The following is an 18935-nucleotide window of genomic DNA, read 5'->3' as shown; positions in this document are numbered from 1 at the left end:
CATTCAAAAGCTGTTTGGCGACGGATCGTCGCCACTCCAAAACACCTCACGCTGCCTTGCGGTCGATGCGTTTGCGCATCAAGGGAGCGCGCTCGCCTTTGACGACGCCTTCGTTGATCGTCACGCCCCGAACGTCCATCCGGCTGGGCACGTCATACATGACATCGAGCATGATGCGCTCGAAAATGCTGCGCAGACCACGGGCGCCGGTGCCGCGTGACACGGCCTCCTTCGCCATGGCGAGCATGGCGTCGCGGGTGATGGAGAGCTCGACGCCATCCATGTGCAGAAGCTTGGAGAACTGCTTGGTGAGCGCGTTTTTCGGCTCCGTGAGCACCCGCATGAGTTCCTGCTCGGTCAGCGCCTCCAGCGGGCAGATGACCGGCAGGCGGCCGATGAACTCGGGGATCAATCCGAAGGAAAGCAGGTCTTCAGGCTCGACACTGGAGCGCACCCCGGAGGATTCCGCGGACTTTTGGTCGCTCACCGTGGCGAATCCCATCGTTTTCCTGCCGAGACGGCGCTCGATGATTTTTTCGAGGCCCACAAAAGCGCCGCCGCAGATGAAAAGGATGTTCTCCGTGTTCACCTGGATGTACTCCTGCTGCGGATGCTTGCGCCCGCCCTGCGGCGGCACGTTGCACACGGTGCCCTCAATGATTTTGAGCAGCGCCTGCTGCACGCCTTCACCGGACACATCCCGGGTGATGCTGACGTTCTCGGTCTTGCGGCCGATCTTGTCGATCTCATCGATGTAAACGATGCCCATCTCGGCACGAGCCACATCGTAATCTGCGGCCTGCAGGAGACGCAGGATGATGTTTTCCACATCCTCGCCGACGTATCCAGCCTCCGTGAGCGTGGTGGCGTCGGCGATGCTGAAGGGCACATTGAGGATCTTCGCAAGCGTCTTCGCCAGAAGCGTCTTGCCACAGCCGGTGGGACCGATGAGCAGGACGTTGCTCTTTTCGATCTCGACATCGTGCGGGTCCGGCAGCGCGGCGGTGATTTTTTTCTGCGGACCACCGTTGCGGGCGGCCTGCTGCTGGCTGTGCAGGATGCGTTTGTAATGATTGTGCACTGCGACGCTGAGCACCTTCTTCGCCTGCGGCTGGCCGATGACATGCTGGTCGAGCAATGCGGCGATGTCCGCAGGACGGGGCACAAGCAGCGAGGCGCCACCGCCGTCGGCCTCCTGAGCGGACTCCTTGTCGAGGATGTTTTTGCAGACGTGGATGCAGTTGTCGCAAATGTACACACCGGGCCCGGCGATGAGCTTTTTCACCTCCGCATGGCTTTTGCCGCAGAAGGAGCAGAGGGTGACGTTGGAGCCGCGAGCCATGGATTTTTGGAGGTGTTTGAATCTCGCACGGAGGCGTGCCGTGCGTCAAGATGCCGCTTCGAGGGAACGCAAAACAACTTTCCCTCTGTCATCACGACCATATTGGGCGACGATCCGCTCCCCTGAGGGCTGTTTCCGGCTCAAAACACCCTCCCCAGCCTCCCATTCGTCATGGTTCATCCGATCGAGGCGCTCAAAACCGGTGATGCCGAGACCGTGGATGACCGCTCCGGGCGGCACTTTGCCGTGATCCATGAACCACGCGGGCGGCACCACGCGCTTCAGCGCCTCAAAATGCTCCTGCCGCAGTTCATTCCGCCAAAAAGAACGCAGCGCAGGCAGATGCAGCAGTCCACGCTCCGGCGGAGCGGAAACAAGCTCGAAATCTCCGCCACAAAGCCAGGAATGCTCCGCTGCAAGATTGAAAACGAGCCTGAACGCATCCCTGCTGACGACCGGCGGCGAGATCGGCATCCAGCGCTGCAAAAATGCGCCCAAATCACCTGCTACGCGCCCCTTCGCGACGCGCGCGCTCAACACTTCACGCGCCGCGGCCCAGCGCACGACGCGATAACCCGCGGACTCGATCGCGGCGCGCAAGGAAGCTGGCAGGTGGTCAGGGTTCATTTCAGGAATGCCCTAGACGCGGAATACGCCGGATTCAAAACGAGAGATTGCACCGGCATCATGATGAAGGACATTTTCCGCCGATGTTCCGCTGTCCACAACGTTCCGGCCTGTCCGCCGCCTCAGCTCGGGGCGCGCGCGGTTTTTCGCTGCTGGAGATGCTGGTCGTAATCTCCGTCATTGCCATCATGTGCGGTTTGATCATCGCAAGTTATGGCGGCGGGCACCGCAAAGCCATGCGGCGCATGGTGGATCAACGCAACGCCCAGGAGATCGTCTCGCTCGGCGTCTACGCCACGGTGGCTGGCGCTGATTTCGTGGTGGTGAATGACAAGCATGCCACCGTGACCAACCTCATCAACGGCACGACAGGCCGTCATGGCATCTGGAAGGGCAAAATCTTCCGCCTGGGCGGCATTGACGCGCACCGCCTGCCGGACGCGCTTGCCTTTGTGAAGTTCGAGGCCGGACTGCTGCTCTACGATCCGGCCGGCGGCCAGCTTTGAGCCGCCTCAGTCCGCCTTCACCTCGAGATGCAGCGTGGCGGGCTGCTTTAGCGCCTCCGCCTCGTTCTTTGCTCCTGCTTCATCGGGAAAAACGACCACGATCTCCCGGATGCCGCCCTGCTCGAGGTCTTTCTGCTCCTTGAGCACCCACGCATGCACAAACTTCGCCACCGAGAGCCGAGCCGCCTCGCGCACGCTCCTGATTTTGCCCGGCGTCGCGGCGCGTTTTTCGAGCAGGGCCGTCAGCCCCTTCTCCAGCTCGGACAGGTTCTCCGCCGCGTTGAAACGCAGCCAGCCTGCCGCGGATTTTTTCTCCATCGTCTCGGTGCGGATCGCCGGCGGCAGCGAAGGCCGGATCGCCGGCGCGATCACCATGCAACGCCCGTCACGCACGCTCAGGCTCCAGTCGTCCGACAGCTTCAAATGATAACGATACACCACCATCGCCCGGATTTCCGACTCCGTGGTGCCGAGATACACCACGTCAAACAGCGTCTTCGAGTCAAACTTCGTCACCGTCTCCTCTGACTCCAGGGTCGCCAGTTCCAGCACGTCCCCGTTCGTCGAGACGATGCGCCGCACGTTCTCGCGGAACACCTCCGTGATGCTGCTCTTCTGAAAATGCTCCGCCAGCCACTTCAACCCGAAACCCGCGTCCACCACCTTCCACACCACGATCCCGCCGATGATCACCACGGCCAGCAGCGTCAACGCCAGCGTTCCAAAACACCCCGGTCTGGGACGCGGGGCGGGAGTGGGGGCGGTGTTCGATTCAGCCATGCGGAGGAAACAGTTGCGACCCGAGACTGCCATAGCACCCAGCTTTGCCAAGTCGGAAACCCGACCGCGTGCCGTCAAGCGCTCGGTTTGCCCAAGAATTCATGCCGGACATGAAATGGACACATCCATCCAACGGCAAGTCAGCACGGTCGAGGATCGTTAGTGGCACATGAACCGCCCCATCAGAATCCTTGGCCTCTCGCTCATTTGGCTTTGCAACACGGCCAGGGGGCAAGTTCTCCCCGGCAGCCAACCGTTGGAACCGAATCCCGATTTCTCCGCCACGATGGTCGCGGGCATCGACAAGATGGCGCTGCGGCTGATCGAGCAGTCGAAGACGGGCCGAAAACCGACGCGTGAGAAACTGAAGGCGGCCATCGGCATCGTGGATGAGCGCCTGCCCGTCAGTGCGCTCGAATTCATCGGTGACACGGCCTCCCCTGCCCTGCTGCTCGAAACGGAGCAGTGCCGTGTTTTTCGCGTGCGCTGGCCAGTCTTAGATGGCGTGCATGGAGAGGGCATTTATGTGCAGCCGAAGTCGAAGCCGCATGCCCGCGTGATCTACCTGCCGGATGCCGACGGCACGCCGGAGAAGCTGGTGGACGAGTGGCTGCTCACGACGGGCTGTGAGGTCGTCATCCCCGCGCTGATAAGCCGCGATTCGGAACACAGCACGAACGACAAGTTCAACGTGAAGACCAACATCCCGCACCGCGAGTGGGTATATCGCCAAAGCTACGAACTGGGCCGCCACATCATCGGTTACGAGGTGCAGAAGGCGCTCTCAATCGTCGATTGGTTCAAAGCGCAGCCGGAGCAGGTGCCGGTGCTCATCGCCGGAATCGGAGAGGGCGGCATGCAGGCCCTGCACGCCGCCGCCATCGACGAACGCATCGACTGCGTGTACTCGATGGGCTATTTCGCGCCGCGTGAAGGCGTGTGGCAGGAGCCGATCGAGCGGAATGTCTTCGGCCTGCTTCGTGATTTCGGCGACGCGGAGGTGGCCAGCCTCATCGCTCCGCGTCCACTGGCGCTGCAGCACCTCTTTTATCCGAACCATGTTGTTTCGATGGAGGCAGCGAAGGGCGTGCGCGCCATCGCCGCGCCTGGAAAACTCTCTGCGCCCGATTTGGAGGCGTGGAAGAGTGAGATCGCCCGCGCAAAGTCGATCTCGCCCGCCAGCCTCATCCTCGCGGCCACGCAGGAGACCAACAACGAGCAGATCATCCGCCACCTGCTGCCAAAGAAGACTGCCGATGCTGCCCTGAAGTCACTGAAGATCACCGGAGCCACCATCACGATCAAACCGGACCCCACGCGACAGAAGCGCCTCGTGCGTGAGCTGGAGGCCTTCACGCAACGTTTGCTCTTCAGCACCGAGATGGAGCGCAAGGCGCAGTTTTGGGACAAGCTGCCTCTCCAATCGCTGCCGGGATACGAGGCCCACACCGCGAAAGAGCGCGACCGCTTCTGGAACGAGGTCATCGGCCGCCTGCCAGACCCGAACCAGCCGATGAACGCCAGGAGCCGCTTCGTGCGCGAGACGGACACGGTGCGCATTTATGAAGTCACGCTCGATGTGTGGGAGGATGTCTTCGCCTGGGGCTGGCTGTGCCTGCCGAAGGATCTCAAAGAAGGAGAGAAACGTGCCGTGGTCGTCTGCCAGCATGGTTTGGAGGGCATTCCTGAAGACACGATCACCACAGATGCCACGCAGCGAGCCTTTGGTGCCTACCAGGCCTTCACACTGCGGCTCGCGGAGCAGGGATTCATCACCTTCGCGCCGCACAATCCGTATCGCGGCATGCACGCCTTCCGCACGCTCCAGCGAAAGCTCAATCCGCTCGGCCTCACGCTTTACAGCGTCATCAACGGGCAGCACCAGCGCATTCTCGAATGGCTGAAGGCGCAGCCCTTCACGCAGCCAGACAAGATCGCCTTCTACGGCCTCAGCTACGGCGGCAAGTCAGCCATGCGCACACCAGCCGTGCTCAAGGACTACTGCCTGAGCATCTGCAGTGGGGATTTCAATGAATGGGTGCGCAAATGCGTGAGCACCGACATGCCGATGAACTACACCCACACCCACGAGTACGAGATCTGGGAGTGGAACATGGGCCGCACCTTCAACTACGCCGAGATGGCCGCGCTGATCGCGCCGCGCCCCTTCATGGTCGAGCGCGGCCACAACGACGGCGTGGGCCTCGACGAATGGGTGAACTACGAGTTCGCCAAGGTCCGCCGCCTCTACAACAAGCTGGGCATCGGCGAACGCACTACCATCGAGCATTTCGACGCCGGGCACATGATCCACGGCGTGGGGACGTATGAGTTTCTGAAGACGAAGCTCGGAATCACCAAGTAACGTCCTGTCGGAAGGTCACGCGGACAGAACGCTGACGTCATCTGCCGCCGGCACATCCTCGTCCGCAAAAGAGCCTTGCTGATTCTGCTCGATGATCACCGGCGTGTGAGGCTCGCCCCCTTTTTCCTTCTTTTTCAGGCGCTTGGCTTCTTTGGCGGCTTTTTTGGCCAGATCGCGTTTCCGTTTCTCGAATGAATAATTGGGAGTTGCCATGGAATGGGGGTTCGTTGAAGGGCTGCGGCCAGCAGCAACACGTGGGATGATGACATGTCCGCCCTGGCGAACGGGCAGTCACGGAGAACGTAATCCATGGCCTCTCCAAGGAGGCGGCGAACACAGAAAATGACCTGTGTGGCGACCATAGCGCGAGACTCCCCCTTTGCCTCATTTTTATCTCTCCGCCGACCCTGGCCTGACCGCCGGAGGCGCAAAGCCCGCGGAAACAGCCGCGGAGTTGCATTCACCGCGTCGTCCGCTAGTCTCGCGACGTAACCCCACCGCGCCATGCAAACACCCAAAATCACCGCCTACCTGAAAACCTACTGTGGCTGGAGCGAAGGCGTCCGCGCCATCTTCCGCAAATACGGACTCGATTACGAGGAGAAGGACATCATCAAGAACCCCGCCTTCCGCTGGGAGATGGAGCAGAAGAGCGGCCAGCCGCTGTCCCCCTGCGTCGAAATCAATGGCACCATGCTCGCCGACATCAGCGGTGACGAAGTGGAGGCCTGGATGACCCAGAACGGCCTGCTCGAAAAGAGCGATGCCGCTGCCGACGCGCCGACAAACTCCGCCTGCACCGACGCCCAGCACGCCGCCATGGCCGCCGGCCAGATCGGCAGTCTGAAGTTCGTGGGCTGATCCCTTCGATCATGAATTCCCGCCTCATCCTCGCCGCGCTGGCCTTTACGCTGGCCTCGTGCAACTCGATCTACTACGCAGCCTGGGAGAAACTGGGCTACGAGAAGCGAGACCTGCTGAAGAGCGCCGTCAAAGCCGCGCGTGGCGAGCAGAAGGAAGCGGGAGAGGAATTCAAGGACGCGCTGACGCAGCTTCAAAAACTCACCGGTTATCGCGGCGGCAACCTCGAGAGCGCCTACAACCGCTTCAAAGGCGAATACGAGGACTGCGAGGCCCAGGCGACGGCGGTGCGTGATCAAATCCGCGAGGTGGACACCGTGGCTCGCGATCTTTTCCGCGAGTGGGAAAAGGAAATCCGCCAGTATGAGAACGCCTCCCTAGCCGCCGACAGCCGCCGCAAGCTGGCGGACACCCGCAGCCGTTTCGAGCAGCTCTCGAGCTCTCTGCATGCCGCCGAGGCCACCATGGACCCGGTGCTGCGCCAGTTCCGCGACCAAGTGCTGTATTTGAAGCATAATCTCAACGCCGCGGCCATCGGCTCGCTGCGTGGGAAGGCGGACAACATCCAAGGCGACATCCAGCGCCTGCTGGAGCAGATGAACCGCTCCATCGCCGAGGCGGACCGATTCATCCAGACGCTTTAACCGTACGACGGACACTCTTGTCCGTCGGGTGTGGCGGCAGCTTTCCGAATCGACGGATGAGAGCGCCCGTCGTCCTCCAAACCTTTGCTTCATAGACGGTGATTTCATGCTTGCCGTATGAAAGACGGTTTCATAGCCTCAGCGTTCTTTCCCACCCAAACCATGAAATTGAAAAACACCCTCACGTTCGCACTCGGCCTGCTGGCCGTGCCTGCGCTCTCCGCCGATCCGACCACCATCCAGCCCGGCGGCAAGCTGCCCGGCAATCCTGCCGTCGCTCTTGTGAAAGTGGCGGGCGACCTGGTCGATCCCGTCGCCGTCGCCGGAGCGCCGGATGGCAGCGGCCGCTTGTTCGTCTGCGAGCGCCCCGGCGTCATCCAGATCATCAAGGACGGTAAAAAGAACAGGAAGCCCTTCCTCGACATCAAGGACAAGACCATCAGTTCCTTCCTCGAGCTCGGCCTCTACAGCGTGGCCTTCCACCCGAAGTTCAAAGAGAACGGCCGCATCTTCTTCTGCTACGCCGACATGTGGTTCAACGGCGCCTCCATGATCTGCGAGGTCAAGGCGAAGAAGAACAAGCCCGACGAGGCCGACATGGACACCATCAAGGTGCTCATGCAGCTCGACTTCCCCTACTGCAACCATCACGGCGGCCAGATCGCCTTTGGCCCTGACGGTTATCTTTACATCGGCAGCGGCGACGGCGGCTGGGAAGGCGATGTGATCAGCACCGGCCAGGACCTGCACACGCACATGGGCAAGATGCTCCGCATCGACGTGGACAACACCACCCCCGACCGCAACTACAGCATCCCGAAGGACAACCCCTTCATCACCCTGCCGCAGCAAATGACCCTCTTCGGCGTCACGGAACTGGCCTTCTCCAAGATTCATCCGAAGGCCCGGCCGGAAATCTGGGCCTACGGTCTGCGCAATCCGTGGACCTTCAGCTTTGACGCGAAGACCGGCGACCTCTGGATCGCCGACATCGGCCAGAACCACTGGGAAGAGATCAACATGCAGCCCGCCGGCAGCAAAGGCGGCGAGAACTACGGCTGGAAATTCATGTGCGGCAGTCATGTCTTCCCTCAGGTTGAGAAAAAGAATCCTGACGGCACCTCCACCACCGTGGACGGCGACGGCACCGCCCGCGTGGGCATTCTGCCCGTGGCCGAATACAGCCACGTCGATCAGGGCAACTGCGTGATCAACATCGGTGTCAGCCGCAGCAAGGCCAATGCAAGCCTCGAAGGCATCTACTTCTGCGCCGACTGGGGCAGCGGCAAGGTCTGGGGTATCGCCAAGGACGGCGGCAAATGGCAGATGCAGGAACTGCTCGACCTCGACACCCCGCTGCGCCCCACCGGCAGCGGCTTTGATGCCGAGGGCAATCTCTACCTCACCCACGCCACCGCGAACTACGGCGGCCCCGTCGATCCCTACACCAGCGAGCGCGGCGCGCTCTGGAAGCTGGTGCCCGCCGACAAAGTGCCCGCCGGCGCTGAAACGGCCCCGCTTCAGAAGAAGTAATCACGCTTTCATCAGCGCGTGACCCGATGAGCAGCCATGAACTGGCTGCTCATTTGTTTTTACGCCGTGTCAGAAACACCACCAGCCTCCTTTCGCATTTGGCATTGCCATTCGACTCCCGAACTCCCAAAATCCACTCGCATGAAAATCACATCGCTCGCCCTCTCGACTCTACTTCTCATCACCGCCACCGTTCAGGCGCAGACAGCGGCTCCGGCGAAACCCGCCGCTCCTGCGGTGAAACTGCCCCCTCAGCCACCGGACGTGCCGGCGCAGAAATTTGGCCCCGATGGCAAAGTGAACCCAGGGTTTGCCGCCTCGCATGAAAAATTCGTCGCCATCGCGAAGGAGGGGAAGGCGCAGCTTGTCTTCCTCGGCGACTCGATCACCGCAGGCTGGGCCGGGGCTGGCAAGGAGGTGTGGGCGAAGGCCTTCAGCGCCTACTCACCCGCGAACTTCGGCATCGGCGGCGACCGCACGCAACATGTGCTCTGGCGCATCCAGAACGGCGAGCTCGACGGCAGCATCAAGCCCAAGGCATGCGTCCTGATGATCGGCACGAATAATTCAGCCACAGATACGGCCGAGGGCATCGCCAAAGGTGTCACCGCCATCGTCGAAACCATCCGCGCCAAGCAGCCGCAGGCGAAAATCCTGCTCCTGGCCGTCTTCCCGCGTGGCAGCAAGCCGGACGGCCAGCTCAATCCACAGAATGACAAGCTCAAGCAGGTCAACGCGATCATCTCAAAGCTCGATGACGGCAAAAACATCTTCTACCTCGACATCGGCCCCAAATTCCCGCTCATCGACGGCAAGCTGGACAAGGCCGTGATGCCCGACTTCCTGCACCTCTCCCCCGCCGGTTACCAAATCTGGGCCGACGCGATCTCGCCGAAAGTGGCGGAGTTGATGAAGTAAAGCGGCATGCACTCACCGCGTCCTCCAGCCCGTGCCGTGCTCAGCGCAGTCATGGCTTTCGGGTTGTGGGGCGTCCTGCCGGTGTATTGGAAGCAGATCGGCCATCTCGGCAGCGATGTGGCGCTGGCGCAGCGCGTGGTGTGGACGATGGCAACGGTCCTGCCGCTGCTCATGCTGCGCGGCGAGTGGGCGGGCTTTCTGAAATCGCTGCGAGACTTCACGCTGGTCAAAGCGCATGCGTGGTCGGCATTTCTGCTCGCCATCAACTGGGGTGTGTTTGTGTGGGCCGCGCAGCACGGGCGTATCATTGATTGCAGCCTTGGTTACTTCATCAATCCGCTGCTGAACGTGCTCATCGGCAGCCGCCTGCTGGGCGAGCGGCTTTCCACGCTGCAAAAGCTCAGCATCGCCTCCGCCGCGTGCGGTGTGGCGACGCAGATCGTGTTGGTGGGCCGTTTTCCATGGATTGGCTTGTTGCTGGCGGGCAGTTTCGCGCTCTACGGCCTCGCACGACGTCAATCGCCGCTCGGATCGCTGCCGGGACTCGGGATGGAAACGATGGTCGGCATTCCAGTGGCGGCCGTGTTTTTACTCTGGTGCCAGCAAGGCGGCGTTTCCATCTGGGGAACGGCCTCTTCACGAGATTTGGCGCTGATCATCGGTCTCGGCGTCATCACGACCATTCCGCTGCTCGGCTTCGCGCACGGCGCGCGGCAGCTTCCCTTCGCGTTGCTGGGCGTTTTGCAGTTCCTCGCGCCCACAGGACAGTTCCTCGTCGGCGCGCTGATGTATCATGAACCGGTCAGCACCGCGGCCCTGGCCTCCTTTGCCCTGATCTGGGCTGGCGTGGCGCTTTTCTGCGGTGATTTGTGGCTCAAACGATGACTTGGCAGCAGGCTTGATCGCTTTTATCTCGCCCACATGCCCCAGCCTGTTCTGCTTTCCGACGTTGGCAAAGTTCTCATCGATTTCGACTTCAGCATCGCCGCCCGACGGCTGGCGGAGAAGTGCGAACATCCGGCAGAGACGGTGATGACGCTGTTCGACGACATCAAGCTGCCGTATGAGGACGGACGCATGGATGACGCGACGTTTGTGCGCGAGGCGATCGCGGCGACGGGCTTTCGCGGCACGGCGGCGGAGTTTGAGGCGATCTGGTGCGAGATTTTCACGCAGAACGAGCCGATGCACACCACGCTGGACGCGCTGTCAGGAAAGCTGCCGATGTTCCTGCTCTCAAACACGAGCGGCATTCACAAGGACTACTTTTTGCGGACTTTCCCCATCTTCCGCCACTTTTCTGGCGGCGTTTACTCGTATTCGGCGGGCTGCTCGAAACCGGGCGAGGAAATCTTCCAAAAAACCATCGCGCAGCTCGACCTGGACCCGACGCGCACGTTTTACATCGACGATCTTGCAGCAAACATCGCCACAGCGACGCGGCTGGGTTTTCGGACGTTTCACTACAGCTTTGCGAAGCACCCGCAGATGCAGGCGGAACTGGACGAGTGGCTGGCCGCTCAGGGCATTGGTTGACGGGGGCGTTTCTCTGTCATAACCAGTACGTGTCGGCAATCGTATCACCTCAAGTGGCATGAAAGCCGCGCTTGTTTGAACCCATGAAATGCGACGTATGCGAGAAGGAGGCCACGGTCTTCCTCACCCAGATCATCAACGGTCAGATGACCACGGTGAATCTGTGCGAGGAGTGCTCGAAGGCCAAGGGCGTGACCGAGGAGACCGGCTTCGGTCTCGCGGAGGCGTTTCTCACGCCGTCGCACCGCTCCGAGGAGTCGATGGAAGTCGTGTGCAACGCATGCGGCTTCACCGCGTCGCAGCTTAAAAAAATCGGCCGCATGGGCTGCCCGGAATGCTACACGGCCTTCCGTGAAGGATTGGACGGCCTTCTGCGCAACATGCACAAGGGCACGCGCCATGTGGGCAAGAGACCGGGCAAGAGCGCGGCCGCGCCACAGTTGCTCCCGCGCCAGCGCGCCTCCGTCGTTCGCGAGGAGCCGCCGCCCGTGCCGGCGGCACCGCCCGCCACGCCGCCAGTGGATATGAACAAACTGCGCGCCGCCCTCGACCTGGCGGTGAAGGAGGAGCGTTACGAGGACGCCGCGAAGTTGAAGGCGGAAATCGAGCGCCTCCAGCCCAAGACCCCGAGCAAATGAGGAGAGGTTTTGAGCAGGAGCCGTCCTTGCATGGCATTCAACGCGTATCCATGTTGTCACGTCGAACTTTCGCACCCGCATGATGCGCTTTGCCACATTGATCAAAAATCCCGCCGACTGGATGAAGGGCGCCGGCCCGCACTCCGAGATCGTCATGACCTCGCGGGTACGTCTGGCGCGCAATCTGCGTGGATTCCCCTTCCCCGGCTTCAGCCAGGAGCGCCAGCGCATTGATTTGCTCGAACAAGTGCGTCCGGCCGTCGAAAACCTGCCCGAGATGCGAGACGGCTACAGCGAGGACTACACCGACCTGAGCAAAATCAGAAAGCAGGTGCTCGTGGAGCGCCATCTCGTCAGCCGCGAGCACGCGGCGCGCTCCTCTGGCTGCGCTGTGGTGGTGGATCGGAAGCAGAGCATCTCCATCATGATCAATGAGGAGGACCACTTCCGCATCCAGGGCATCCGCCCCGGCCTGAATCTGCAAAGCGCGTATGATCTCGTGGACCGGGTGGACACGGAACTGTCAGACTCGCTGCCCTTCGCCTTCGACACAAAACTCGGTTACCTCACCGCCTGCCCGACGAATCTCGGCACCGGCATGCGCGCCTCGGTGATGCTGCATCTGCCGGCGCTCGTGCTCACGGAGCAGATCAACCCGGTCATCAAGGCCGTCGGCAAGATCGGCCTCGCCGTGCGCGGACTTTACGGCGAGGGCACCGAGGCGCTCGGCAATCTCTTCCAGATTTCGAATCAGCACACGCTGGGCGAGGCAGAGCCCGAGATCATCGCGCAGATCGAAAAAGTCATCGAGGGCGTCGTGCGCAGCGAGCAAAACGCCCGCGCCAAGCTCAAGGAGGACCACCAGACAATGCTGCATGACCAGGTGGGCCGTGCCTTCGCCATCCTGCGCTACGCGCACATCCTGTCCTCGAAAGAGGCTTTGAACCTGCTTTCCATGCTCCGCCTCGGCGCGGATCTCGATCTCGTCGGCAACTGCGACCGCAGCCTGCTCGACATGCTTCTTTTGGAAATCCAGCCCGCGCATTTGCAGCTCGCCGCGGCCCGCGAACTCGCCCCCGACGAGCGCGACAGCATGCGGGCTGAAATCACCCGCGCCCGGTTGCAATCCATCGACGGCCCGGGTAATTCTCCCTCATCTCAAACCACCACCGGAGGCCCGCCCTCCACACCTGAATCATGAATAATTTCACCCCACGCGCCCAGCAGGTCCTGGCACTCGCCCGCAAGGAGGCGGACCGTTTCAACCACAACTACGTCGGCACCGAGCATCTGCTCCTCGGGCTCATCAAGCTCGGCCAGGGAGTCGCCGTGAATGTTTTGACCAAGCTCGGACTCGATCTCGAGACCGTGCGCATGCAGGTGGAGCAGCAGGTCGGCTCCGGCCCGGAGACGAAGATGGTCGGCAACATCCCATACACGCCGCGTGTGAAGAAGGTGCTCGCGCTGGCCTCCAAAGAAGCGAAAGCGCTCAACCATAGCTACGTCGGCACCGAGCACATCCTGCTCGGCCTGCTGCGCGAGGGAGAAGGCGTCGCCGCGCAGGTGCTGCGCAACCTTGACGTGAACCTCGACAAGGCACGCAGCGAGATTTTGAAGGAACTCGACCCCAACTTCACCTCGCAAAACGAGGAGGAAGAAGAGGAAAGCGAGCCCGTGAGCCCGAGCGGCAACACACCGGCAGGCGGCGACAAGAAAAAGAACGAAAAGACACCCGCGCTGAAGGCCTTTGGCCGCGATCTTACCGAACTCGCGCAAAAAGGAGAGATGGACCCGGTCATCGGTCGTGCGGACGAGATCGCCCGCGTGATCCAGATTCTCTGCCGCCGCACGAAGAACAACCCGGTTCTCATCGGCGAGGCCGGTGTCGGCAAGACCGCCATCGTCGAAGGACTGGCGCAGGAAATCGCCGCCGGAAACGTTCCCGAAATCCTGCGGGACAAGCGTGTCATCACCCTTGACCTCGCCCTGATGGTCGCGGGCACAAAATATCGCGGCCAGTTTGAGGAGCGCATCAAGGCGGTCATGGATGAGATCCGCCGCACGAAGAACGTCATCCTCTTCATCGACGAGCTGCACACCATCGTCGGAGCCGGCGGCGCCGAGGGCGCGATGGACGCGAGCAACATCATCAAGCCCGCGCTCAGCCGTGGCGAGCTGCAATGCGTCGGCGCGACCACGCTCAACGAATATCGCAAGTACATCGAGAAGGACGCCGCGCTGGAGCGCCGCTTCCAGAGCGTGAAGGTCGAGGAGCCCTCCGTGGAGGACGCGATCAAGATTCTCTTTGGCCTGCGTGGCAAATACGAGCTGCATCACAAGGCGAAGTATGCCGACGACGCCCTGCGCTCCGCTGTGAACCTCAGCTCGCGCTACCTGCCCTCCCGCTTCCTGCCGGACAAGGCCATCGACATCATGGACGAGGCCGGATCGAAGGCCCGCATCGCCGCGATGACACGTCCGGCCGAGCTCAAGGCCATCGAGGCAGAGATCGAGGAGATCCGCCTTGAGAAAGAAGGCTCCATCAAGGAGCAGGACTTCGAAAAAGCCGCGAACCTCCGCGACCGTGAGAAAAACGCGAAAAAACGCTACGATGACGTGCTGGAGCACTGGCGCTCCACCAGCCACGAGCGCATCGTCGATGTCACCGAGGAGGACATCATGTCCGTCGTTTCCAAATGGACCGGCGTGCCGCTCCAGCGCATGGAGCAGGCCGAGGCCGAGAAGTTGCTGAAGATGGAAGCCGAGCTGAAGGGCAAGGTTATCGGCCAGGACGAGGCCGTGATCGCGATCTCGAAGGCGCTGCGCCGCTCCCGCGCCGACTTGAAGGATCCGCGTCGTCCGATCGGCTCATTCCTTTTCCTCGGTCCCACCGGCGTCGGCAAGACCTTCCTCGCGAAGAACCTCGCCGAGTTCATGTTCGGCACCGCCGAGGCGCTGATCCAGATCGACATGTCCGAATACATGGAGAAGCACACGGCCAGCCGCCTGATCGGCGCGCCTCCGGGATATGTCGGTTACGAGGAAGGCGGCCAGCTTTCCGAGGCCGTGCGCCGTCGTCCGTATTCCGTCATCCTTTTCGACGAAGTCGAGAAGGCGCACCCTGATGTGATGCACCTGCTGCTGCAGATTCTTGAGGAAGGCCAGGTCACCGACAACTTCGGCCGCAAGATCGACTTCCGGAACACCATCGTCATCCTCACCTCGAACGTCGGCGCCGAGCAGATCAAACGCCAGACCAGCCTTGGCTTCATGGCCATGCAGCAGGACACCGCCGACAACGAAGGCATCAAGGGCAAGATTCACGAGGCCGCGAAGAAGTTCTTCAAACCGGAGTTCCTCAACCGTCTCGACGACATCGTCATCTTCCGCATGCTGGAGAAAACCCAGCTCAACACCATCGTCGATCTCGAGGTCTCCAAGGTCGTCACCCGCCTCAAGAAAAAGAACATCCACATCACGCTCGACGACAGCGCCCGCGAGTTCCTCATGAAAGAGGGCTACGATCCGCAGTATGGCGCGCGTCCGATGAGACGTGCCGTGGAAAAGCACATCGAGGACCCGCTGGCAGAGCACCTCCTGCGCGGAGACGTGCGCGAAGGCGACAACGTGAAGGTCTCCTTCGATGAGGAGCATAAGCGCCTCAAATTTGCCGCCGAGAAGGAGGAAGCAGCTCCGGTGTCCGCGGCCGCCGACTCATCCGCCGCCTGATCGGCGGCGGAGCAGTCCCCTCTCTCCCTGGCGGGAGAGGGCGGGGATGAGGAGCCTTTGAGAACATCGTCCGCACGAAATTCATGATCCGCGCCTTCCTCCTGCTCACACTCCTCGGCAGCCTCGGCTGGTGGCTTGATCGGGAGCATCACGCGGGACGATTTCAAAAGGTGGACGAGCTGTTTCTCGACTTTCTCGTCGCCAACTCGCGTGATCGTTTTGAACAGACCGCCGCGAAAGCCGCCGAAACGCCTGTCGTGCTGGTGAAGATGCGTGCCGCCGACCGGAAGGAATACGCCGGCTGGCCGCCGCGCCCGCTCGACTGGCAGATGGTTTTCAAAGGGCTGCATGCCTTCGAGCCATCCGTCATCGTCATACCCGAGGCGCTGAACTGGGGCAAACCACCGCCTGAATTCACCCGCGAGGCCGCCGAGGCGCTGCTGCCGTTTCCCAGCATCGTCATGGGCATTGAGGCGCAACTCGCACCGGACGCGGACTCGCCCGCCTTTTTGGGCGGATTCGATGAAGCGCTGCCACGCTTTCAAAAAGTCGCCGGTGAACTCAATAAAGTGCCCGCGCTCGGCGCTTTGATCGTCGCTCCTGATGAAATGCTGCGCCGCCAGGCCGAGGTTGGAGTCACCATCACACGGAAGGACAAGGATCACACGTTGCTGCCCTACGCCGTGCAGGAAGGCGGGCGCCTCCGCCCCACCGTCCTCGCGCAGACGCTCGCACGCGCTTCAGGCACTCCTTACCTCGCCCATCGCCTGCTTCTCGGCTCGGGAGCAGGCGCGTATCTCGCGAACGGCGGCTTCGTCCCCCTGCTTTCCGGTGGCGAGATGATCATCGACACGAAGCAAGCCGTTCCAGAGGTCGATGCGCTTAATCTGATGACCTCCGATCTCGCCGGAGCCGTCACAGACGCTGACAAACAAAACCTCGGTCGCGGCAAGGTCGTCATCATCGGCACGGACGACGACGCCGGCGGCGGAATCGCCCGTCTGCACGCGCAGGCGCTCGCCAGCGTGCTCGTGATGCCGCGCATCCAGATTCTCCCGGCCTATGCGCAGTGGATTGTGTGGACGCTGGCGGCAGGCGCGGGCTTCTGGCTCGTGTTTCGTGTTCCGAAGAAGAACGCGCTCACTCGCGGCCTCGGCCTCATCTTTGCCGCGCTCGTCATTGGCTTTCTTGCCTTCCAGTCCGCGCTCCTCTGGTGCCCGCCGACGCTTCCCGCGGCCCTGCTGGCGGCCTCGACTCTCTTCGCGCGCATCGCCGGGGCCGTGAGGGGTTAAACACTCCTTGCGCAAGGGCCTCAAGCCCCTAGTGTCGGCCTCCTTTTTCCAATTCGCATGCGTTTCCGCAATTTGACGCGCCGCCGTGAGATCGGCGCCAACTCCTACCTCCTCGAAACCGGGGACAATCGTGTCGTGATGGACTCCGGCATGCACCCGAAGGGAGTGGGCTTTGACGCGCTGCCGGACTTCGGTCCGCTGCCACATGATTCCGCCGACGCCATCCTCATCACGCATGCGCATCACGATCACATCGGCTCACTGCCCGTGCTGCAGCGCAAACAGCCGCACACCCCAGTACTGATGACCGAGGTCACCGGCGAGCTTTCCTCCGCCATGCTGCACAACTCGGTCAACGTCATGACCAAGCAGCGCGAGGAGGACAGCGTCACGGAGTATCCGCTCTTCACGCACCGCGAGCTCGACCAAATCCGCGCGAACTGGATCTACCGCGACATCGACCGCTCCTTCACCATCCCGGACACCGAGCTGGAGGCCACAATGTTCGACGCCGGCCACATCCTCGGCTCCACCGGCATCCTGATCCGTGAAGGCTCGAACACGCTCTTCTACACCGGCGATGTGAATTTTGAAAACCAGACCATTTGCCGCGCGGCCGACTTCCCCACCAGCGGCATCGACGTGCTCATCATCGAGACCACGCGTGGCGATCATGCCCGCCCTGAAGGTTATTCCCGCAAAGGCGAAAAGGAACGCCTCGCCGCATTGATCCGCGACACGCACGAGGCTGGTGGCGCGCTCCTCATCCCCGTCTTTGCCCTCGGCAAGACGCAGGAGGTCATGCTCATGCTGCACGAACTGCATCAGGAGGACCTCATTCCAGAGATGCCGCTCTACATTGGCGGCCTCAGCACCAAGATCACCGTGCTTTACGACCACTACGCCTCCCGCAGCCGCCGCAGCTATCCCGGCTTCCGTCTCTTGGAAGACGTGGACATGCTCGTGCCACGTAAAAACCCTCGCAAGCGGCAGGAGATCGTCTCCAGCCCGCGCACCCTCTACGCTCTCTCGAGCGGCATGATGACCGAGCACACGGCCAGCAACCAGTTCGCGTGGAAGTTCCTCGACAACCCGCGCAACGCCATCGCCTTCGTCGGCTACACCGATCCCGAGTCCCCCGGCTACAAGATCCGCAATGCGAAGGAAGGCGACATGATCAAACTCGCCCGCGACCTGCCCGCCGTGCCTCTCCGCGCCCGCGTGGAGAGCTTCGACCTCAGCGCCCACGCCACGCGTGAGCAGATCGCTGATTACGCCGAGAAGGTGAAGCCGAAGAAAATGCTGCTCGTCCACGGCGAGGAGTCCGCGCAGCAGTGGTTCATGCGCCGTTTCGCCGAGACCCTCCCAGAAACCGAGCTCATCCGCCCCGACGTCCATCAACCGATCGACCTCTGGTAACATTCGTCATTCCTCATTCGGATTTCGCCATTCCCACCCATGCGCCTCCTCGCCATCGTCGCCATGTCCGCGAACCGCGTCATCGGACGTGAAGGCAAACTTCCATGGCATTACCCTGAGGATTTGAAGTTCTTCAAGAGCACCACGCTCGGCCATCCCATCCTCATGGGCCGCGCCACCTTCGATTCCATCAGCAAACCGTTGCCCGGACGCCAGAACATCGTTCTCAGCCGCACCATGCAGCCCCGCGAGGGCGTCACCGTCATTCGCGACATCGCCGAGCTGCCCAAAGTCTGCGGCAATGCCGATACCGTCTTCGTTATCGGCGGCGCACGTGTTTTTGAAGACCTCCTCCCGCGCTGCGACGGCCTTTACCTGACTTATATCACCAAGGATTACGAAGGCGATGTCCTCCTGCCTCCTTTTGAGCACCTCTTTCATCTCGCTGAAGTGCTTGAAACCTCCGGCGACCTCGAATTCCGCCGCTACGAACGTGTCACGGCCTGATCCCGCCGCCTTACAAGCTGCTTACAACTCATTTACGCCCGTCTGACTCATGCTTTCCAGATTGTGGAAAGATATCATCAGACATCGAGCCGGTGACGGTTCAGTCGAAACTTTCAAAGAGGTGTTCCTTCTGGCTGTTGGACCTTCAAACTGCAAGCGGGGCGGACCGGGTGGTTCGCCCCGCTTCTTTTTGCCCGGCGTCGGCAGGTTTCCGATGCCGAAATGCTTGATTTCCCGG

Annotated in this window: 18 protein-coding genes; 14 read left to right on the top strand and 4 right to left on the bottom strand. The window is 61.7% G+C overall.

The annotated features are described in order from the left end of the window. Nucleotides 1-46: 46 nt before the first annotated feature. The gene (clpX, locus tag ACILSE_RS07925; RefSeq protein ID WP_395716835.1) at nt 47-1342 is read right to left on the bottom strand and encodes an ATP-dependent Clp protease ATP-binding subunit ClpX; all 1296 of its coding nucleotides are present in this window, start codon (nt 1340-1342) and stop codon (nt 47-49) included. Between the two features lie 45 nt (nt 1343-1387). Then, nucleotides 1388-1969, bottom strand: coding sequence for a hypothetical protein (locus ACILSE_RS07920; RefSeq protein ID WP_395716834.1), 582 nt, complete (start codon nt 1967-1969; stop codon nt 1388-1390). A gap of 83 nt (nt 1970-2052) precedes the next feature. On the opposite strand from ACILSE_RS07920, the gene ACILSE_RS07915 reads away from it, so the two are divergent. Continuing rightward, nucleotides 2053-2475, top strand: coding sequence for a type II secretion system protein (locus ACILSE_RS07915; RefSeq protein WP_395716833.1), 423 nt, complete (start codon nt 2053-2055; stop codon nt 2473-2475). Nucleotides 2476-2481: 6 nt separating this feature from the next. Here ACILSE_RS07915 and ACILSE_RS07910 read toward each other — a convergent pair whose 3' ends face one another. After that, nucleotides 2482-3255 carry a hypothetical protein gene (locus tag ACILSE_RS07910; RefSeq protein WP_395716832.1) on the bottom strand — a complete coding sequence of 258 codons (774 nt, stop codon included), beginning with the start codon at nt 3253-3255 and terminating at the stop codon, nt 2482-2484. Between the two features lie 169 nt (nt 3256-3424). On the opposite strand from ACILSE_RS07910, the gene ACILSE_RS07905 reads away from it, so the two are divergent. Next, nucleotides 3425-5620, top strand: coding sequence for an alpha/beta hydrolase family protein (locus ACILSE_RS07905; protein WP_395716831.1), 2196 nt, complete (start codon nt 3425-3427; stop codon nt 5618-5620). Nucleotides 5621-5635: 15 nt separating this feature from the next. On the opposite strand, the gene ACILSE_RS07900 is transcribed toward ACILSE_RS07905, so the two are convergent. After that, entirely contained in the window at nt 5636-5833 is a 198-nt protein-coding gene (locus ACILSE_RS07900) for a hypothetical protein (protein WP_395716830.1), read from the bottom strand. 291 nt (nt 5834-6124) lie between these two features. On the opposite strand from ACILSE_RS07900, the gene ACILSE_RS07895 reads away from it, so the two are divergent. The 12 genes from ACILSE_RS07895 to ACILSE_RS07840 all read left to right on the top strand — a co-directional run bounded on the left by ACILSE_RS07895 (nt 6125) and on the right by ACILSE_RS07840 (nt 18697). Continuing rightward, entirely contained in the window at nt 6125-6481 is a 357-nt protein-coding gene (locus ACILSE_RS07895) for a glutaredoxin family protein (RefSeq protein WP_395716829.1), read from the top strand. A gap of 11 nt (nt 6482-6492) precedes the next feature. Continuing rightward, a complete protein-coding gene (locus ACILSE_RS07890) occupies nt 6493-7125 on the top strand; it encodes a DUF2959 domain-containing protein (protein ID WP_395716828.1) in 633 nt (210 codons plus the stop codon). A 162-nt stretch (nt 7126-7287) separates the two neighbouring features. Continuing rightward, nucleotides 7288-8658: a PQQ-dependent sugar dehydrogenase gene (locus ACILSE_RS07885; protein WP_395716827.1), complete on the top strand. Its 1371-nt coding sequence runs from the start codon at nt 7288-7290 to the stop codon at nt 8656-8658. A gap of 141 nt (nt 8659-8799) precedes the next feature. Continuing rightward, nucleotides 8800-9576 (top strand): platelet-activating factor acetylhydrolase IB subunit, encoded by a 777-nt coding sequence (locus ACILSE_RS07880; protein ID WP_395716826.1) that lies wholly within the window; start codon nt 8800-8802, stop codon nt 9574-9576. 6 nt (nt 9577-9582) lie between these two features. Then, on the top strand, nt 9583-10461 hold the full coding sequence (rarD, locus tag ACILSE_RS07875; RefSeq protein ID WP_395716825.1) for an EamA family transporter RarD: 879 nt from the start codon (nt 9583-9585) through the stop codon (nt 10459-10461). Between the two features lie 36 nt (nt 10462-10497). Beyond that, entirely contained in the window at nt 10498-11112 is a 615-nt protein-coding gene (locus ACILSE_RS07870) for an HAD-IA family hydrolase (RefSeq protein ID WP_395716824.1), read from the top strand. Between the two features lie 83 nt (nt 11113-11195). Then, the gene (locus ACILSE_RS07865) at nt 11196-11750 is read left to right on the top strand and encodes a UvrB/UvrC motif-containing protein (RefSeq protein ID WP_395716823.1); all 555 of its coding nucleotides are present in this window, start codon (nt 11196-11198) and stop codon (nt 11748-11750) included. Nucleotides 11751-11829: 79 nt separating this feature from the next. After that, nucleotides 11830-12951: a protein arginine kinase gene (locus tag ACILSE_RS07860; RefSeq protein WP_395716822.1), complete on the top strand. Its 1122-nt coding sequence runs from the start codon at nt 11830-11832 to the stop codon at nt 12949-12951. Then, nucleotides 12948-15479 (top strand): ATP-dependent Clp protease ATP-binding subunit, encoded by a 2532-nt coding sequence (locus tag ACILSE_RS07855; protein ID WP_395716821.1) that lies wholly within the window; start codon nt 12948-12950, stop codon nt 15477-15479. The genes ACILSE_RS07860 and ACILSE_RS07855 overlap by 4 nt, the downstream gene beginning before the upstream one ends. A gap of 83 nt (nt 15480-15562) precedes the next feature. Continuing rightward, nucleotides 15563-16771 carry a hypothetical protein gene (locus ACILSE_RS07850; RefSeq protein WP_395716820.1) on the top strand — a complete coding sequence of 403 codons (1209 nt, stop codon included), beginning with the start codon at nt 15563-15565 and terminating at the stop codon, nt 16769-16771. 57 nt (nt 16772-16828) lie between these two features. Further along, nucleotides 16829-18190: an MBL fold metallo-hydrolase gene (locus ACILSE_RS07845; protein WP_395716819.1), complete on the top strand. Its 1362-nt coding sequence runs from the start codon at nt 16829-16831 to the stop codon at nt 18188-18190. Nucleotides 18191-18229: 39 nt separating this feature from the next. After that, nucleotides 18230-18697, top strand: a complete 468-nt coding sequence (locus ACILSE_RS07840) for a dihydrofolate reductase (protein WP_395716818.1) — start codon at nt 18230-18232, stop codon at nt 18695-18697. The last annotated feature ends 238 nt before the right edge of the window (nt 18698-18935 follow it).

Origin of the sequence: Prosthecobacter sp. (assembly GCF_044236155.1) — a bacterium.
Classification (GTDB): domain Bacteria; phylum Verrucomicrobiota; class Verrucomicrobiia; order Verrucomicrobiales; family Verrucomicrobiaceae; genus Prosthecobacter.
The sequence above is the reverse complement of the archived record's forward strand: the minus strand, read 5'-3'. Positions and strand labels throughout refer to the sequence as shown.